Raw genomic sequence first — 17,319 nt, forward strand, 5'->3', positions numbered from 1 at the left:
GCATCAGGGCGTAAACGATGCCGCCGGTAAGCGGTACGAATGCGACAATCCCCTCCACCGCGAGGAGCGCGCGGCCGCGCGGACCAAGCGACAACGCGGACACAATCGCGAACAACGCGAAAACGGCCGGGGCCACCCAAAATCGGGCCGGAACACGGCAAACGGAAACGGCGAGAAGGACGAGAGCGATCAACGCCGGGACGTAGAGGAAACGCAGCGATCGCGGCCAGGCGCGCGGCGCGACAGGGCGCGGAAGATCGGCGTTTTCGATCAGGCGGCGGCCGGCGACAAGGGCCATCGTTGCGGCGACCGCAAGGACGAGCGCGTCGGACGACGGGACGAACGCGGCGACCAGCAGCATCGGCAGACACAAGACGCCGATCCCGCGCGTGGGCTGTCCCCGGACGATGTCGGTCGCGACGTGCGCCGCGCCGAGCGCAGCGAAAACGGCCGCCGCGATCGCCACGCGGCTAAATGGATCGTCTTGCGCGAGGAGCGTGTCGGCCATCGAACGCTCCATCTGCGAATACCCCGCGCGGATCGTGGCGACGCCGGCCGCGTAGGCGGCGACAAATCCCGCCGCCGCGAGCGGGTAAACGGCGATGCGCGTCAGCGAATCGGTTTGGCGGGGCGCGTGTTCGCTCATTGCGGAGGCTGCGCATCCGGCGCCGCCGGCGGCACTGTCGCCGCTTGTTCGATCAGGTAACGCGCGTGCCCTTCGACGGACTCGCAGGCGGTCCGCCCCATCACGTTTTCGTCCAGCTTCGACCGGGCACGCGCCGCGTCGCCCGTCTGGCGAAAGAGCGCCGCCGCATCGAGATAATCGACGATGCACCGAATGGCGGGCGTATCGCCGATCGCCTGGAGGGCCGATCGGAACGCCGCGGTCCGCTCGGCCGATTCGGCCACGACCGGCACCGCGGACGGCAGCCATTCTACGGCCGCGGCACCACCGTCCGTGGATTCGGAGTGCTCGATGATCTCGGGTAAAAATTGCGAGACGATACCCGGCGAGGGCGCTTCCCAGGCGGCCACAAATCGAATCCAGGCGCCCGCGCGGTTCGGCCAACGCCGCGCAAATGACGCACGCGCACCGGCGGGCCGCGCCGCCAGTTCGTGAACGCGCGCGCGAAAATTCTCCACGGCCTCGCCGGCGCCCGCGCCGGATTTGAACGCGCTTCCGACTTCCTGCGCCGCCGCGTCGATGCGATTCTGGACATGGGCGATATCGATGAGCGCCGGCAGGGACGCAAGCCGCGCGCTCGCGCGAGCCGAATCCGGCGCGAGATCGAGTGCGGCCTGGGCGATGCCCGGTTCGTCCGCGTCAAGGGCGCGTTCGGCCACGGCGGTCACGGCTTGCTCGAAGATCGCGCTTGATCGCTCGTTTTCCGGAACCTTGCCGAGCTCGCTGATCGCCGCATCGGCGCCGCCAGTCTGAAAGAGCGCGGCCGAAATTTCCGGCAGCATCGACCGGTACAACGGGTCGCCGGCGTTCGTCATGCGCCGGGCAAAGTACAACAAGATCTCATCGCGCTCCGGCCCCTTGTGCCTCGACCAGAACTCGATCAGGCGCGAAATCGGCGCGGCGCCCGCGGCGGTTGATCGGAAACTCGCGGTGCCAAGTCCCCACCCAAGCAAGCCCCACGCCACCAAAGTCGCAACGAATATCGCTACGTTTCGCCGAAGGCGCGCTGGCCGATCGTGGCATGTCATGGCGAACCGCTCCCGGGCAGCGTCATTTCGGCGCGGAACGGAAGGGGGATGATCTCGTTTTCCGCGAATAGTCGCGCCAACCCACGAGCCAGGCATTCGTGGCCAACGGCGGTCAGGTGCACATCGTCCAAGAATAACGAGTCGGTCACGCCACCGCATTCGTCGTCAAGCACGCGATCGCCGAGCAGGTACGGGACGGCATGGCGCCTGGCGAAATCCGTTAGCGCGATATCGTACGGATCGAACGAGCGCGGCGATTCGGCCTCGGCGACAAGGACCAGCCGCGCTCCGGATCGCCTGCAGATATCGAGCATGTCCCGGAGATTGGCCACGAAATCCTCGATGGGCACGGCGCGCGGTTGATCGCTCGCGCCGATGGGCGGTGGCGGGCGAAAACGGTCCCGCGCGCCCAGGATGAACTCCCGCAGCGCCCGGTATGCGGCCGATCGCGATAACGCCGCGCGGAGCCGATCGCTTGCCCGCGGGATCATTTCCGGCGGATCCGCCCCACCGGCGGCGGAAACGGAGCGGTACTCCCGCACAGGCTTGATCTCGCGGGGGTCAACGCCGAACACCTGAGCGAGGTCGAAAAGTTCCCGGTCCGTATACCGCCCGTAGGAATAATTCTTGTCGTTGTGTCCCGCGTACACGATGACGACATCCGGGTCATACCGGATCATTTCGTGTTTCAGATTCAGCATCATGCGGAATGTGGTTGTTCCGCCGATTCCGGCGTTGACGACGCTCAGGGTTTCGTCCGCGGCCCTGTCGCGCAGCATCGATTGCAACCGCGCCGTCCAGATCATTTTGTCGTCGTCAATGCCCCACCCTTCCGTCGAAGACGATCCGATGGCCACAACACGGATCGCTCCCGGCGGTTTTTCGTACAACGGTCGCGCGCCGCGTATGCGGCCGACCTCGACAAACCACGTTTCGTTCATCCCGCGCATGAATCGCGGCGGAATCACCTTGCCGATGTAAATCGCATCGGCCTTGCGAAGCCAGCCCTGATACATTTCATCATCGGCCGCGGGCGTGCCGGCCGGACTTTCGGGCGGCGCCTCGATCCGAGATCGATCCGCCGACGCCAGCGTCCATTCCACACCCCCAAGCGTCGCGAGAATCACGCCGAGAATCACGAGATTCGGCGCGCGGGCGACGTCGATACGGCGGAACGCCGACACGAAAAGCGCGCCCGCCAGCGCAAGAAACGACAGCGTCGTCGCGGCCTCCCCGGCGACGGCGTCGGAAGACGCGATCGAGAAATAGGCGATGCCCCCGGCCGCGACGAAAAGCGCGATCGTGCCCGTCAGCGAAATCGCGCGGCGCGCGTCGAAACCGAGCGACGCAAACGCGAGGACCAGGAAGACTGCCCACGTCGCGGGCGCGACCGCGGGCACATGCGAGGTCAGCGCGACGGCAAGTGCGATCGACCCGGCGGCAAGCAACGCGAGAGGGACGCGCGCGAAAAGCGGGATCGGCGCGGACAGTCCATCCGTCACATCCACGTGATCGACGAGCTTGCCAAAGAGGGCGAGTGCGATCGTGAGGACCGCGGCGAGCGAAAACGCCGCGTCTGCTTGCACGAATACGGCCGCAAGCAGCATTGGCACGAATAAAAGACCGACGCCGCGCGACCGGCGGCCCCGCGCCACGTCGGCAAGCGAGATGAGCGCGCCGACAATCGCCAAGATGAGGGCCGCCGCGCCCACCCGCGCCCCCGGATCGTCGGGCAAAAAGACGATCTCGGCGATACGCGCTTCGTCGGCCGGAACTCGCTCGCGTCGTGCGTCGCCGGTGACGGTAAAGGCTGTAAGGAAAAGGATCGCGAAAGCCGGATAGCGGATCAGATCGAGAAGCGCTTCGATGCGGGCGTCCCGATCCGTCGCGAGACGACGCCAAACGTCGGCGAAATGCGCGCGCAACGCCGCTCCCCGGGGCCGGGTCCGCGTTCGGTCGGTCATGCGTTTCCTATCGCGTCAACACCATGCGGTAACGCACCCGCCCCTCGCGCACGCGGGTCAATGCGGCGTTCACATCGGCCAACGGCATCGTTTCGCAAATCGCGCCGATGCCGTGGCGAGCCGCGAAATCGAGCATCTCGTTGATTCGCGCGCGCCCGCCGATGACACTGCCCGACACGCTTTTCTGACCGCCGATCAGCGCAAACGAGGGGAACGACACGGGTTCGGGCGGTCCGCCGACAAGGCACAGGCGGCCATCCGGGCGAAGCGCGTCGATGTACGCGGTCCAGTCGAGCGCGTTGTGCACGGTCGAGAGAATGAAGTCGAGCGAGTCTCGCCTTGATTTCAGCGCACCGGCGTCGTGCGTGGGAACGAAATGATGGGCGCCCATGTCGCGAGCCTCGGCTTCCTTGGCCGGCGACGTCGAAAACGCGGTGACCTCGCAGCCGAACGCGCGCGCGAAACGGATCGCCAGATGACCGAGCCCGCCGATGCCGACGACGCCGACGCGCATGTTCGCGGTGATACCGTAGTGACGAAGCGGCGAGTAGACGGTGATGCCGCCGCACAGCAACGGCGCGGCGGTCTCCGAATTCAGCGCATCGGGGAGCTTGAACGCGAAGCGCGCGTCGGCGAAGACGCGGTCGGCGTATCCGCCGTAATGCCCGACGCATGTCGCGACGGAATCGGGGCATAGGTTTTCGCGCGCCGAGACGCACCACTCGCACGCGCCGCACGACCCGGCCTGCCAGCCGAGGCCGACGCGGTCGCCCACGGCGAGATGACGCACGGCGTCGCCGATCGCGGCGACGCGCCCGGCGACCTCGTGCCCCGGCACGCACGGGTAGTCCGTGATGTGCCAGTTGTTGTCGATGACGTGAATGTCCGAGTGGCAGATGCCGCAATGCGTGACGTCGATTTCCACGTCGTTCGGCCCGAGCGCGGGCGCATCGTAGGTGAACGGGACGAGCGGTCCTTTCGCGGCCTTCGCGGCCCAGGCGTTGACGGCGGTCATGGGCGATCCTCTTACGGCGAAATGATTTTGACGGTGGGGAAATAATGGCGAATCCGCGTCGCGTCGCGCGTTAAAAGCTGATAACCCGCGACGGCCGCGTGCGCTCCGATAAAAAAGTCGGGCAGCGGCGATCGTCGGCTCCCACCGTGACGACGATAGCGGACGAAAGCCTTTCCCGCGAGAAACGCGGCATCGTAAGGGATCGGTTCGCGCCGAAATTCCGCGGACGGAAGAAACGACTCGACTTCCTCAATGGTTGCGTAGCGAACCGAAGCTTCTCCGAAAATGATGGGGTTAATAACGAGTTGGCTTTTTTCCGCGACGCGCGCGAGCGTTTCTCGTGACCACTCAAACCACCGCGCGTCGCGCGTGGCAATATCGAGAATGACGCTGCTGTCGACGAGAACCTGTGTCATTCGCCGCGCGTCAAGGCGAGAATTTCGTCCGTGGTCATTTTAATCGTTCCGGATCCCGTCAATCGACGCACGATTTTTTCGCCGCGCGAAAGTTTCTTTTTGCTTTTTGCGCGAACGATTTTTACGGCGTTTCCTTCGACGATAAATTCGACTTCGGTATCCGGCAGCATGCCAACCTTTTCCCGAATTTTTTGGGGAATCGTGACCTGGCCTTTGGACGTGATGCGCATGATCGCCTTCCTTTCTTACTTGTAAGCGTAAGAAATGCCTGATCGGGTGTCAACAGAAAACACGCACCCGTCGCGGCCCTTGCCACACGCCGCATCGTGCGGGAGCATGTTCCTTAACGCGCCGCGCCGGCGCGGGGGAGATGAGCGTTGTTGGAAGAGGTCGACAAGCGCGCGGTCGTGCTCCTTTCGGGCGGGCTCGACTCGGCGACGTGCGGGGCGATCGCGCGGGCGGAGGGGTACGACATCAACGCGCTGACATTTCGCTACGGGCAGCGGCATGCGTTCGAGATCGACGCCGCGCGCGTGGTGGCCCGGATGCTTGACGCGAAGCGCCACGTGATCGCGGACATCGACCTGCGCGCGTTCGGCGGCTCGGCGCTGACGGGCGACATCGAGGTGCCCAAGGACCGCGACGCGGCCGAAATGGCGGACGGCATCCCCGTCACCTACGTCCCCGCGCGCAACACGATCTTTCTTGCGTACGCGCTGGCGTTCGCCGAGACGAGCGGCGCGCGCGAGATCTTCATCGGCGTGAACCACATCGACTACTCCGGCTATCCCGACTGCCGTCCCGAATTCATCCGCGCGTTCGAGCGCGCCGCGAATCTAGGCACGCGCGCCGGTGTCGAAGGAGATCGATTCGCCATCCGCACGCCGCTCATCGAGCTCGGCAAGGCGGACATCATCCGGAAAGGCTTATCGCTCGGTGTCGATTTTTCGCTGACGCACTCCTGTTACGACCCGGCCGCGGACGGCGCGGCGTGCGGGCGTTGCGACGCGTGCGTGCTGCGCCGGCGCGGATTTGAAGAGGCGGGTGTGGCCGATCCGACGCGGTACGCGTGAAGGAAGGCATCCGCGGATTACGCAGATGATGAATCGAATAAACGAAACGAACCCGGACGACGTAGGCGCGAATAAGCTGCGCGTTACGGAGATCTACCTTTCCATCCAGGGAGAGTCGACGTTCGCGGGGCTGCCGTGCGTCTTTGTGCGGACGACCGGATGTCCGTTGCGTTGCGTGTGGTGCGATACGGCGTACGCGTTTCATGGCGGCGAGACTATGACGATCGACGCCATCGCGCGCGAGGTGGCGACGCACGGCGTTTCGCTCGTGGAGGTGACCGGCGGTGAGCCGCTCGCGCAAAAAAATGTTCCGACGCTGCTGGCGCGCCTTTGCGACGACGGCTTTTCCGTGCTGCTGGAAACCGCGGGCGCGCACGACATCGGCGTCGTCGATCCGCGCGTGCGCGTCATCATGGATATCAAGTGCCCGGACTCCGGCGAGGAGCCGAAAAACCGGCGGGAGAACATCGCCCTCCTCAAGCCGATCGACGAGGTGAAGTTCGTGCTCGCCAGCCGGCGCGACTACGAATATGCGCGCGACACGATTCGCGAATACGACCTTGGCGCGAAATGCGCCGTGTTGATTTCGACCGTGTTCGATGCGCTCGACCGCGCGGACGTGGTGCGCTGGATGCTCGATGACAAATTGCCCGCGCGCTTTCAGTTGCAGATGCACAAGTTCGTCTGGCCGCCGGAGGCAACGGGCGTGTGAGGGAACGGGATCGAGTTCATTCCGTGGAGGACCGATGGACGCGATGGAGGTGCTGCTCACAAGGCGGACGATTTACAAATTCAAGACCGACGACGTGCCGGACGAAGCGATCCGCGAGGCGATCAACGCGGCGACGCACGCGCCGAATCACAAACTGACGCGGCCGTGGCGTTTTGTGCGCGTCGGGCGCGAAACGCGAAAGGCGCTGCTTGAGATTGCGACCGACCTGAAAAAGCCGACGACAGACGCGGGCCACGAGGCGGTGCGCATGAAGACCCTGGATCCGCCGGTGCTCATCGTGGTGACGCGCGTCCTGACCGACGACGCGTTTCGCGCCCGCGAGGACTACGCGGCGTGCGCGTGCGCGACGCAAAACCTGATGCTGGCCTTGCACGCGCGCGGCATCGGTTCGCACTGGGGCACGGGCGGCCTGACGCGCGATCCACGCAGCTACGAGTTGTTCGGCATCGACAAGGGGAAAGAAGAGATCACCGCGTTCGTGTGGGTCGGTTACGCCGAGACGACGCCAAGCCCCGAGCGCCCGCCGTGGGAGGAGTTTTACCGCGAGTTGCCGTGAGCGCGGAGATTCGTGGAGGCGTGGCCGCCGGCAGAGGCCGGCCGGATCCTTCGCTTCGCTCAGGATGACGTCTCCCGGCTCAGGATGACGACGCAAAAAACGCCGTGCCATTCGGTACGGCGTTTGGCTTTTTGTACGGCGTTTGGCCTTTGGTACGGCGTTTGGCCTTTCGGTACCGTGTTTTGCCTTTCGAACGGCGTTTGCCCTAATGCGCCATCACGTCCTTCAGGCGCGAGCCGACGCCGAACTTCGGGATGAGCGTGTCCTTCACGAAACGCGCGAGTTTGTATTCGATCGGGAAGCCGTAGCGCCGGTTTTTGACGCGCCAGTTGGCGACCTTGTTCATGACGCGCAGGCCGATGCCGATCGCGTCGTGGCGTTTCATGCGTTCGCGCATGTCGTCGTTCGGGATCGCGAAGCGGAAGTAGAACGACGTCGCCATCTTCAGGATCTTCGGCAGGCGGTCGTCGATCCACGGCATGTTCGCGCTGTAGGTCGAAAACTTTACGTAGTCCTCGATGGTGTCGTGGCGCGGCATGTATTTGGCGGCGTAGTCCTTGAAAAGCGGCGTGCCCGGGAATGGCGTGTAGTAGAAATATTCCGCGAGCGCGTTCGGCGTGATCTGGCGCAGGCGCGCCATGAACGCGAGCGTCGCCTTGGTGTCTTCCCAGTTTTTCTCATCCGGGAAGCCGACCATGAACGAATATTCGGGCAGGATTCCCCACTTCGCGCACCGCTTTGAGCACTCGATGACGTCGTTGGGCACGATCTCTTTCGCCACTAGGCCCATGACGCGGTTGGTGCCGCCCTCGGCACCGATCGCGAAATCGCGGCCGCCGGAGCGGACGATCTTGTCCATCAATTCGTCGTCGAACGCGTTCACCTGGTCGGCGCGCACGGAGCACTTCCATCGGAATTCGTAGCCGCGCTCAATGATGCCATCCACGAGCGCGCGGGCGCGCGGAAGGCCCGTGAAGAAATTGGAGTCGTGAAAGTCGATGCCGTCCACCTTGTATTCGTTGACGAGGCGGCCGATTTCGTTCAGCGCGTGTTCGGGCGAATGGCTGAACCACGCGCGGTTCCACAGCGCCGTGATGTGGCAGAAGCTGCACATGCCGTGGCACCCGCGCGAGAACGTGTAATTGATCGTGCGCCTGCCGCCGGTGGTCATGGGCTGGCTGCGGCCGTGATCGCCGGTGACGTAGAACTCCATGTCGACAAGTTCCCACGGCAGGTAGCCGAAAACGTCCAGGTTGCGCTCCCAGTCATTTTCGGGCGCGTACCACACGTGGCCGTCGGGATCCTTTCCGGCGAGGCCCTTGATCTTTTGCAACTCCTCCATCGACGCCCCGGCCTGAAGGCCGTTGATGAGCAAGGGCAGCGGGCGTTCGGCCTGGTTGCGGATGACGAAATCCACGAAGTCCGCGGCGAGCGTGCGTTCCACGTCCATCGACGCGTGCCATCCGCCGAACGCGACCGGCAAATCGGGATTGATCTGCTTGGCGAGTTTGGCCGACGCGCAAAGATCGCGAAGCTGCCGGCCGGTCTTTCCGGAGCACCACAAAAGCGCGGGATCGTCCTTGATCGCGCGTTCCATCGCCGGCATGTAGTCGTCGCCGAGCTTTTTCCCATCCAGGATGACGGGCGTATACCCGGCGTCCCTCACCTGCCGGGCCAGGCCGAGGATCGCCAACGGCGCGAACGTGAAGACAACGGGATCCTCTTCTCGCGGAACGGCGAAGACGATCGTTTTCATGATTTCAAGCTCCCATTCGGACGTGGACGGCGATCCGGACGCACCGGTACGAAGCGCGCGCGCGCTACGTTTCCGTCATTCGATATCGGCAGCCACGCCAACAAGGTCGAGCATACGGACGGATTTAAAAGCAAGTCAATTTTCGCAATAATGGGCAGGTAAGCGATGAAACAAAAATGCATGGCGGCGCGCGACGACGACATGCGGCATCATGCGGCAATAAAAAGAAAAACGTCGGTCAGGCCCGGAACGATTTCGCCGGATCGGCGTTTCATTTCGGGACATTTTCGCGTCGCCAATGTGGCGGACGGAATTTAACCGGACCTGTTTGTCCGGGGTTTTGTATCAAGGCTTCCGAATAGCCGATCGACCTTTTGACTTTGGCTTTCCGATCGGGCAAGGGAGTATTTCGCAACTTTCCTGAAATTCCTGTTTTCGCAATCCGGGGATGGAACGGGCAGAAGCACGAGACGCGGGCAAACGGCCGCCGTTTTTGTAAGGGGAGGACTTTGTGCAGCATCCGACGCGCCTGGCCCTTGGCATCGACGTGGGCTCGACGACCGTCAAGGTCGTCGTTGTCGATCCGGACTCCATGGATATGCTCTGGTCGCGCTACGAGCGCCACGAAACCCGCCAACCCGAAAAAACCCTTGAACTTCTGACGGCCGCGCTCGCCGAATTTCCGCACGCGCGCGACATCCAGGCGTTCGTGACGGGGTCGGGATCGGGGCCGCTTGGCGATCCGCTCGGCGCGAAGTTCGTGCAGGAGGTCAACGCCGTCACGCTCGCGGTCGAACGGTTCCATCCGGGCGTCGGCTCGGTTGTGGAGCTTGGCGGCCAGGACGCGAAGATCATCATCTTCAAGGAGTCCGAAACCGGCGCCAAACAGGCCATCTGCTCGATGAACGACAAGTGCGCTTCCGGCACCGGCGCCACGATCGACAAGTGCGTGTTGAAGGTCGGACTGCCGAAAAACGCGCTCGGCCATCTGACGTTCGACGACACGCGCCTGCACCACGTCGCGGCCAAGTGCGGCGTGTTCGCCGAGACAGACATCGTCAACCTGGTCAAGTCCGGCATCGAGCAGGGCGAAATCATGAATTCGCTCGCCGACGCGATCGTTCACCAGAACCTTTCGGTGCTCACGCGCGGCAACACGCTGCGTCACGACGTGTTGCTCCTTGGCGGGCCGAACGCTTATCTCCCCTTCCTTGTCGAGTGCTGGCGCAAGCGCATCCCGGAGACGTGGAACGAACGCGGTTACGAATACCCGAAGGACGTGCCGATCGACGAGTTGATCTACGTGCCGAAAAACGCCGAGTACTACGCCGCGTTCGGCGCGGTGTGCTTTGGGCTGGCCGATCCGGTCGGCCGTCGCGAGTTCGCGGGGCTCGACGGCCTCACGGACTACATCCAGAACGGCCGCTCGGCGCGCCTTGGCGATTCGGCCGGGCCGCCGCTCGTGAAAACGCGCGAGGAGCTCGACGTCTTCACGGACGACTACAAGGTTCCCGCGTTCACGCCCGCCGTGCTTTCGCCGGGCACGACCGTCCGCGCGGTCATTGGCCTGGATGGCGGATCGACAAGCTCCAAAGCCGTGCTCGTGGACGAAGACGGCGACATTCTCCAGAAGTCCTACCGCATCTCCAAGGGCAACCCGATCCAGGACACGAAGGAAATCCTCCTTGATTTCCGCGAGTGGGTCGCCGGCCAGGGCGCGACGCTCGAAATCATCGGCTTCGGCGCGACGGGCTACGCCGCGGACGTGCTCGAGGAGTCGGTGAAATCCGACGTCAACATCGTCGAAACCGTCGCGCACAAAATCAGCGCCGTCATGGTCATGCCGGACGTGGACGTCATCTGCGACGTCGGCGGGCAGGACATCAAGGTGCTGTTCCTGAAAAACGGGGACATCCGCAACTTCAAGCTGTCGAATCAGTGCAGCGCGGGCAACGGCATGCTGTTGCAGGCGATGGCCGACCAGTTCGGTGTGCAAATGACCGACTACGCCAGGGTCGCCTTCGACGCGCAGCTCGCGCCCAAGTTCTCCTACGGCTGCGCGGTGTTCCTCGACTCCGACCGCGTGAATTTCCAGAAGGAGGGCTTCAACGCCTCGGAGATGTTGACGGGCCTTGCGCAGGTGCTGCCGAAAAACATCTGGCAATACGTCGTGCAGGTGCCGCGCCTCGCGGAGTTCGGCACGCGCTATCTGCTGCAGGGCGGAACGCAGCGCAACCTCGCGGCGGTGAAGGCGCAGGTCGACTACATCCGCGCGCGCGTTCCAAACGCCGATGTGCGCGTGCATCCGCACTGCGGCGAGGCCGGCGCCATCGGCGCGGCGATGGAGACGCTGCGCGTCGTGAAAAGAAACGGCACGTCATCCTTCATCGGCCTCGAGGCCGCGATCGCGCTCGAATACACGACGACCACCGACGAGACGACGACCTGCCACTTCTGCCCGAATGAATGCAGCCGCACGTTCATCGACACGAGGACGCCCGACGGCGCGACAAGCCGCTACATCTCCGGCTTCTCCTGCGAGAAGGGCACGGTGGAGGACAAGGACGCGCTCGTCGTTTTGCAAAAGAGCCGTGCGGTGCTCAAGAAGCAGTACCCGAACATGGTCGCCTACGAGGCGGAGCTGGCGTTCCGCGGGTTCTACACGCCCGAGGCGCTGCCCGAGGAAGGCTCGGCGATCGAGGACAACCGCGTCGAGCGCGGCATGCTCTTCAAGGTGATGCGAAAGCGGGTGACGCGGCCATTTGCCCGTTCGACCGATCTCGACATGGCGTTTCGCAAGGAGATCCGCGTCGCCATGCCGCGCGTTCTGAACATGTATTCCACGGGCCCCTTCTGGCGTACGTATTTCGAGACGCTCGGCCTTGCACGGCGCAACGTGATCTTCAGCGACACCTCGAGCGAGGAGATGTTCACCGAGGGCGGCAAATATGGCGCGATCGACCCGTGCTACCCGTCGAAGGTGGTGCAGGCGCACATCCACGAGCTGATCTTCCACAAGCACACGGACCCGAAGGTCGGCCCTCTCGACTACATCTTCTTCCCCTGCATCACGCACATCCCCTCCTGGGTCAGCTCCACGATGGACAACGCCTCCTGCCCCATCGTCGCCGGCACGCCGAACGTCATCAAGGCCGCGTTCACGAAAGAGGTGGATTTCTTCAAGCGCGCGAACATTGAATATCTCGATCCGGCGGTGACGTTCGAGGAACCGAACCTCCTGAAGCGCGTGATGTTCGAGACCTTCGGCGAGCGCCTTCGCGTCACGGAGGACGAATCCGATTTCGCCGTCGATCAGGGCTTCGCCGCGATCGGCGAATTCGATCGCATCCTCCAGGAAAAGGGCACCGAGATTCTGGAGCAGGTCGAGCGCGAGGATCGCGTCGCGGTGCTCATGATCGGCCGGCCGTATCATAGCGATCCGGGCCTCAATCACGGCATCCCGGACGAGTTGCAGATCCTGGGCTACCCCATCCTGTCGATCCGCAGCCTGCCAAAAAACCCGAAGTGGCTCGCGAAATACTGGAAAGAGGGCGAGGACCCGCTGTCGATCGACGACGTGTGGCCGGAAAACTACTCCGTCAACTCGTCCCAAAAGGTGTGGGGCGCGATCGTCGCGGCGCATCATCCGAACGTCGCGATCCTCGATCTGTCGTCGTTCAAGTGCGGGCACGACGCGCCGACCTACGGCATCATCGATGCGGTCGTCACCGCGTCGAAGACGCCGTACGCGGCGCTGCACGACGTGGACGCAAACAAGCCGTCCGGCACGATCAAGATCCGCACGAAAACGTATTCGTACACGCTGAAGCGATACGAAGAGGAACTGGCCGACAAGCGCCGGCGGCGCGAGGAGCTCGCGCGCCGCGTGGCGGCGTACCGATCCGGCGAGCTGACCGCGGAAGCGGTGAGCTTTGAGCCGCGGCGATGAAATTGTTTATCGAACGTCCGTCAATTTGGAACGAACGGAGGATTTGGTCATGACGCAGACGCACCTTTCGGTGGAGGAATTCGCGAGGCGCGAGGCCGAGAGCCTGGGGCTTGGCGACGACGGGAAGTATTGGACCGACAACATGGTCGATCCAAGCTTCAAGGCATCGGAGCGCGACGATACGACGCTGCTCGTCTCGGGCCTGACGCACGCGCACGACACGCTGATCGTCGCGGCGCTCAAGGGCCTTGGCTATCGCGTGAAGGCGATGGATTGCCCGGACAACGCGGCGCTGCAATTCGGCAAGGAGTTCGGCAACCGCGGGCAATGCAACCCGACGTATTACACGGTCGGCAACCTCGTGAAACACCTGACGCACCTGCGCGACGACCTGGGCTTGTCCGCGGACGAGATCAAGAAGAAAAACATCTTCGTCACGGCCGGCGCGTGCGGGCCATGCCGCTTCGGCATGTACGTCACGGAGTACCGCAAGGCGCTACGCGACGCGGGCTTCGACGGTTTCCGCGTCATGCTTTTCCAGCAGCAGGGCGGCCTCAAGCAGGCGACCGGCGACGACGAGGGCCTGAAGATCGACCAGCAGTTCGCGTTCACGCTCGTGCGTTCGATCATGGCCGGCGACGTGCTGAACCTCGTCGCTTATCGCATCCGTCCGTACGAGGTCGAAAAGGGCGCGACGGACAAGGCGCTCGCCGAGTGCCGCGTCATCCTCTCCGACGCGCTCGCGGCGAAAAAATCGATCATCGTTGCGCTGTGGCGCTGCCGCAAGGTGCTGAAAGAGGTGAAGCTCGACCGCTTGCGCCCGAAGCCGGTCGTCTCGGTCATCGGCGAATTCTGGGCGATGACGACCGAGGGCGACGGCAACTACGGCCTGCAAAAGTTCCTCGAGCAGGAAGGCGCGGAGGTCGACATCCAGGGTGTCACCAACTGGCTGCTGTTCATGATCTGGGAGAACAAGTTCGACCGCTTGAAACGCCTGGAGCTTCGCGAGGAAGACGGCGGGCGCAAGGGCCTGCGCGGCAAGAACGCCGCGAAGACGCTCATCAGCCTGGCCATCGCGGACAAGGCGCTGCGCGTGCACTTCCACATGTACGCGAAGGCGCTCGGTCTTTACAACTACCACCTGCCGAACCTCGAAGAGATCGCCCAATTGGCCGGCCGGCACTACGACAACAGCGTCCGAGGCGGCGAAGGGCACATGGAGGTCGGCAAGCTGATTCATTTCGTCGAGGACAAGGTCAACCACATGACCGTCTCGGTGAAGCCGTTCGGCTGCATGCCCTCCTCCGGCGTGTCTGACGGCGTGCAGTCGTACGTGACGGGCAAATATCCCGACGCGATATTCCTGCCGATCGAAACGACCGGCGACGGCAAGGTCAATGTGCAGTCGCGCGTGCAGATGATGCTCTTCAAGGCGCGGCAGAAGGCGGCCGAAGAGTTCCAGGCGGCGCTCGAAAAATCGGAGCTGACCGAAAAACAGGTGCGTGCGCGCCTTCGTTACGGCCGCTACGCCTCGAACTTCTGGCGCCCGCGGCACGTGACGGCCGGCGCGGCGACGAACATCGTCTACGCCGTCTCCGACGCGTGGTGGCGCAAGTGCCTGCTGGCGTGGTCGCCGTTCAAGGTTCTGCGCTGGCTGGCGAACCCCCCGATGCTGCGCGCGCGCCTGGAGGAGTAGCGGCGCGCCTGGGAGCGCCGAACGCCTGTTCCGCAAGGTCGTTCGCCGCGCTTTCCGAAACCAGCGACATTCGCAAGAATGGCCCCGCCCCCCGGCGGGGCCGTTTTCATTTTGGAGTCGCCCTTGCCCGACGCGCCGCGCGCCAACAATGCCGTTCGTCCGGAGTTCGTCGCGGCGCTTTGCGTCGCGGCGATCTTCATCGCAATGAACTGGCAGGCGACGCGGTTTGCGTCGAACGAAGACGCTTTCATCAGCTATCGCCACGCGGCGAATCTCGTGAACGGACACGGACTCGTCTTCAATGCGGGCGAGCGCGTCGAGGGCATCACGAACCTCGCGTGGACGCTTTTCCTCGCGGGGCTGTACGCGATCTTCGGCGCGAAGCTGCCGCAGGTTGTGCCGATCGTGCAGATCGTGCTTGGCCTCGGCGTCCTTTGGGTTGCCTGGCAATGGACGCGCAATATCGTTCCCGTCTTCGTGCTCGCGGTGCTGCCGGGGTTCGTGGATACAACCGGCTGGGGCCTGGAGACCGTGCTTGTCGCCCTGTGCGCGATCGTTACCGCGTGGAGGCTTTTCGAATGCAACGACGGCGTTATCGCCGGTATCGCGGCGGCGCTGCATTTTGCGACGCGGCCGGACGCGCTCGCGTTCAATCTGCTGCTGTTTGCGATCGCGTGGTACGCGGGCGTCAACCGCCGCTCGATCCTCGTCGCCGCCGCGATCTCGTTTGCCGGCGTCGCGGGCGTGGAGATCTTCCGCCTCGCGTATTACGGCAACGCGCTTCCGAACACGTATTACGCCAAGGCGGGCGGGCCGGCGGTGATCGCCCAGGGCTTCGCGCAGCTTTGGGAGATCGCGCGCTGGGGCGGCTGGCCCCTGCCCTTGCTCGTCATTCTCGCCGCGACGCGAAAGGGTGATCGCGTCGCGAAGGGCGTGGCAATTGCAACTCTTGTGTGGGGTGCGTACTACGTGTGGGTCGGCGGATCGACGGGCAACCCGATGCGCCTGTTCACGCCGTGGATCGTGCTGCTCGCGGCTGTCGCCTTGCGAAAATTGCCGCCGTGGTGGCGCGGGGCTGACCGCTCGCTGGCGCTCGCGGCACCGACGTCGCAGGCACCGACATCGGAACCGGCGAGACGGGGCGGCGCTGACCGCTCGCTGGCGCTCGCGGCACCGACATCGCGGGCACCGACATCGCAACCCACGCCGGGGCGAGGATCGCCGCGCGTTGCGGGCGCCGTCGCGATCGGCCTTGCCGCCCTCGCCTGTTTCGACGCCTCGTTCACGCACGCCACCAATCGCAGCGCGCCGTTTCGGCCGAAGCTCGTCAGCATGGCCGTCGCCGTTCTGCCGGAGGAGATGATCGTCGCGGTGGGAGCCGTAGGCGAGATCGGCTGGGAGAACCTCGACCGGCGCATCTTCGATCCGCTTGGCATCGTCACCGCGTCCGTCGCGCACGACGGCGAACGCAAACCCTCCGAGCGCCCGGGGCATCGCGTGTGGGCGACGACGCCGCTCGTTCTTGCGGGCGGCGTGGATGCGTATTTTCCCATCGCCGCGGGCGCCGCGCAGGATAAGTGCGACACGGCGGGCTTTGACTGGAATCGCGTGCGTCTTGTGGGCGTGGACGCGGCGCTCGCGGGCGATCCCGCGTTCCGCGCGGCGTTCGAACCGGCGGTCGTGGACCTCGGCGGCGGGATCTGCGTGGGGGTGTTTCGGAAAGCGGGGACGTCGGAGCCGCCACCGTGAGGGAGCGGGTGGCGGCGCGAAGGTGCGACGGATGGCGTCATCGCATCGAAGCAGGTGAGGACACCTGCGGTCCCGGGAAGCGGCCGGTGCGGGAAGACGCGAGCGAAGTTTTTGAAGGCGCGTCGGTAAGACGCGTCGTCTACGCGATCCGTCGCGTCGCCAAGCAGGCGGGACGCCCGCGCACCCAGGTTCCCCCCGCCTACTGAATGTATTTAAACGGGAACGACACGTCCTGCGGCTTGCCGTTGAATGACGGGAACTGGACGCGCTTCATGCGCGCGACAAGGCAGTCTTCCGCGACGGGGCTCGCGAGGCTCGACGATTTCAGATACGCCGCGCCCACCGAGCCGTTCGGGTTGATGGTGAAGTTCATCATCGCGTAACCGGACATCTTCGGATTTTCGCGAACGCCCATGAAAAAGCAGTGCGTGAAAATTTTCACGCGCGAGGCGATGACGCCCTTGATCTGCTGATCCGTGAGCTGCTCGCCCTTATCTTCCGGCACGGCGGCGATGGCGGTGACGCCCGGAGAATCATCGTCGGAGGCTTCCTCCGGCTCCGCGACCGGGACCGGTGCGACAGCCGGCGGCTCCGGCGCGGCGGGCGGCGGCACGGGAACGGTCGGCTGATCGCTGACCGCTGACGGCTGATTGCTTGCGGCCGGCATCGCGGGCGGCGCGACGCTCGCGACGATAACCG

13 protein-coding genes and 1 pseudogene are annotated in these 17,319 nt (G+C 64.4%); 6 read left to right on the forward strand and 8 right to left on the reverse strand.

Annotated elements, in window-relative coordinates; all coding sequences use genetic code 11:
* From K8I61_15870 to K8I61_15895, 6 genes are all read right to left on the reverse strand, one after another.
* A partial coding sequence (locus K8I61_15870; protein MBZ0273517.1) for a hypothetical protein occupies positions 1 to 646 on the reverse strand: 646 nt, incomplete at its 3' end.
* Positions 643 to 1,650 carry a hypothetical protein gene (locus tag K8I61_15875; GenBank protein ID MBZ0273518.1) on the reverse strand — a complete coding sequence of 336 codons (1,008 nt, stop codon included), beginning with the start codon at positions 1,648 to 1,650 and terminating at the stop codon, positions 643 to 645. The genes K8I61_15870 and K8I61_15875, both read right to left, overlap by 4 nt.
* 59 nt (positions 1,651 to 1,709) lie before the next feature.
* A complete protein-coding gene (locus K8I61_15880; GenBank protein MBZ0273519.1) occupies positions 1,710 to 3,677 on the reverse strand; it encodes a hypothetical protein in 1,968 nt (655 codons plus the stop codon).
* 7 nt (positions 3,678 to 3,684) lie between these two features.
* Positions 3,685 to 4,692 (reverse strand): NAD(P)-dependent alcohol dehydrogenase, encoded by a 1,008-nt coding sequence (locus K8I61_15885; GenBank protein MBZ0273520.1) that lies wholly within the window; start codon positions 4,690 to 4,692, stop codon positions 3,685 to 3,687.
* An 11-nt stretch (positions 4,693 to 4,703) separates the two neighbouring features.
* Positions 4,704 to 5,108 (reverse strand): type II toxin-antitoxin system VapC family toxin, encoded by a 405-nt coding sequence (locus tag K8I61_15890; GenBank protein ID MBZ0273521.1) that lies wholly within the window; start codon positions 5,106 to 5,108, stop codon positions 4,704 to 4,706.
* On the reverse strand, positions 5,105 to 5,338 hold the full coding sequence (locus tag K8I61_15895; GenBank protein MBZ0273522.1) for an AbrB/MazE/SpoVT family DNA-binding domain-containing protein: 234 nt from the start codon (positions 5,336 to 5,338) through the stop codon (positions 5,105 to 5,107). The genes K8I61_15890 and K8I61_15895 overlap by 4 nt, the downstream gene beginning before the upstream one ends.
* A gap of 150 nt (positions 5,339 to 5,488) precedes the next feature.
* Here K8I61_15895 and queC point away from each other — a divergent pair, with 150 nt between their 5' ends.
* Genes queC through K8I61_15910 form a run of 3 tightly spaced genes read left to right on the forward strand, consistent with a single transcriptional unit; the run spans position 5,489 to position 7,470 of the window.
* Positions 5,489 to 6,181, forward strand: coding sequence for a 7-cyano-7-deazaguanine synthase QueC (queC, locus tag K8I61_15900; protein ID MBZ0273523.1), 693 nt, complete (start codon positions 5,489 to 5,491; stop codon positions 6,179 to 6,181).
* A gap of 28 nt (positions 6,182 to 6,209) precedes the next feature.
* A complete protein-coding gene (locus K8I61_15905; GenBank protein MBZ0273524.1) occupies positions 6,210 to 6,893 on the forward strand; it encodes a radical SAM protein in 684 nt (227 codons plus the stop codon).
* Between the two features lie 34 nt (positions 6,894 to 6,927).
* Positions 6,928 to 7,470, forward strand: coding sequence for a nitroreductase (locus tag K8I61_15910; GenBank protein ID MBZ0273525.1), 543 nt, complete (start codon positions 6,928 to 6,930; stop codon positions 7,468 to 7,470).
* 205 nt (positions 7,471 to 7,675) lie between these two features.
* On the opposite strand, the gene K8I61_15915 is transcribed toward K8I61_15910, so the two are convergent.
* A complete protein-coding gene (locus K8I61_15915; GenBank protein ID MBZ0273526.1) occupies positions 7,676 to 9,226 on the reverse strand; it encodes a B12-binding domain-containing radical SAM protein in 1,551 nt (516 codons plus the stop codon).
* 529 nt (positions 9,227 to 9,755) lie between these two features.
* On the opposite strand from K8I61_15915, the pseudogene K8I61_15920 reads away from it, so the two are divergent.
* The 3 genes and pseudogenes from K8I61_15920 (at position 9,756) to K8I61_15930 (ending at position 16,620) form a co-directional block, all read left to right on the forward strand.
* Positions 9,756 to 13,175 (forward strand): annotated as a pseudogene (locus K8I61_15920) (acyl-CoA dehydratase activase-related protein).
* A gap of 49 nt (positions 13,176 to 13,224) precedes the next feature.
* Positions 13,225 to 14,871 carry a 2-hydroxyglutaryl-CoA dehydratase gene (locus K8I61_15925; protein ID MBZ0273527.1) on the forward strand — a complete coding sequence of 549 codons (1,647 nt, stop codon included), beginning with the start codon at positions 13,225 to 13,227 and terminating at the stop codon, positions 14,869 to 14,871.
* Positions 14,872 to 14,994: 123 nt separating this feature from the next.
* Entirely contained in the window at positions 14,995 to 16,620 is a 1,626-nt protein-coding gene (locus K8I61_15930) for a hypothetical protein (protein ID MBZ0273528.1), read from the forward strand.
* 199 nt (positions 16,621 to 16,819) lie between these two features.
* Here the strand turns inward: K8I61_15930 and K8I61_15935 are convergent.
* The coding region (locus tag K8I61_15935; protein ID MBZ0273529.1) for an AgmX/PglI C-terminal domain-containing protein at positions 16,820 to 17,319 on the reverse strand (500 nt) is incomplete at its 5' end.

This window comes from bacterium (genome assembly GCA_019912885.1).
Classification (GTDB): domain Bacteria; phylum Lernaellota; class Lernaellaia; order JACKCT01; family JACKCT01; genus JAIOHV01.

Coding starts and splice junctions, on each gene's coding strand:
- K8I61_15890 (MBZ0273521.1), bottom strand. CDS start 5,108: ATGACACAGGTTCTCGTCGACAGCAGCGTCATTCTCGATATTGCCACG.
- K8I61_15895 (MBZ0273522.1), bottom strand. CDS start 5,338: ATGCGCATCACGTCCAAAGGCCAGGTCACGATTCCCCAAAAAATTCGG.
- K8I61_15925 (MBZ0273527.1), top strand. CDS start 13,225: ATGACGCAGACGCACCTTTCGGTGGAGGAATTCGCGAGGCGCGAGGCC.
- K8I61_15915 (MBZ0273526.1), bottom strand. CDS start 9,226: ATGAAAACGATCGTCTTCGCCGTTCCGCGAGAAGAGGATCCCGTTGTC.
- K8I61_15880 (MBZ0273519.1), bottom strand. CDS start 3,677: ATGACCGACCGAACGCGGACCCGGCCCCGGGGAGCGGCGTTGCGCGCG.
- K8I61_15885 (MBZ0273520.1), bottom strand. CDS start 4,692: ATGACCGCCGTCAACGCCTGGGCCGCGAAGGCCGCGAAAGGACCGCTC.
- K8I61_15910 (MBZ0273525.1), top strand. CDS start 6,928: ATGGACGCGATGGAGGTGCTGCTCACAAGGCGGACGATTTACAAATTC.
- K8I61_15905 (MBZ0273524.1), top strand. CDS start 6,210: ATGAATCGAATAAACGAAACGAACCCGGACGACGTAGGCGCGAATAAG.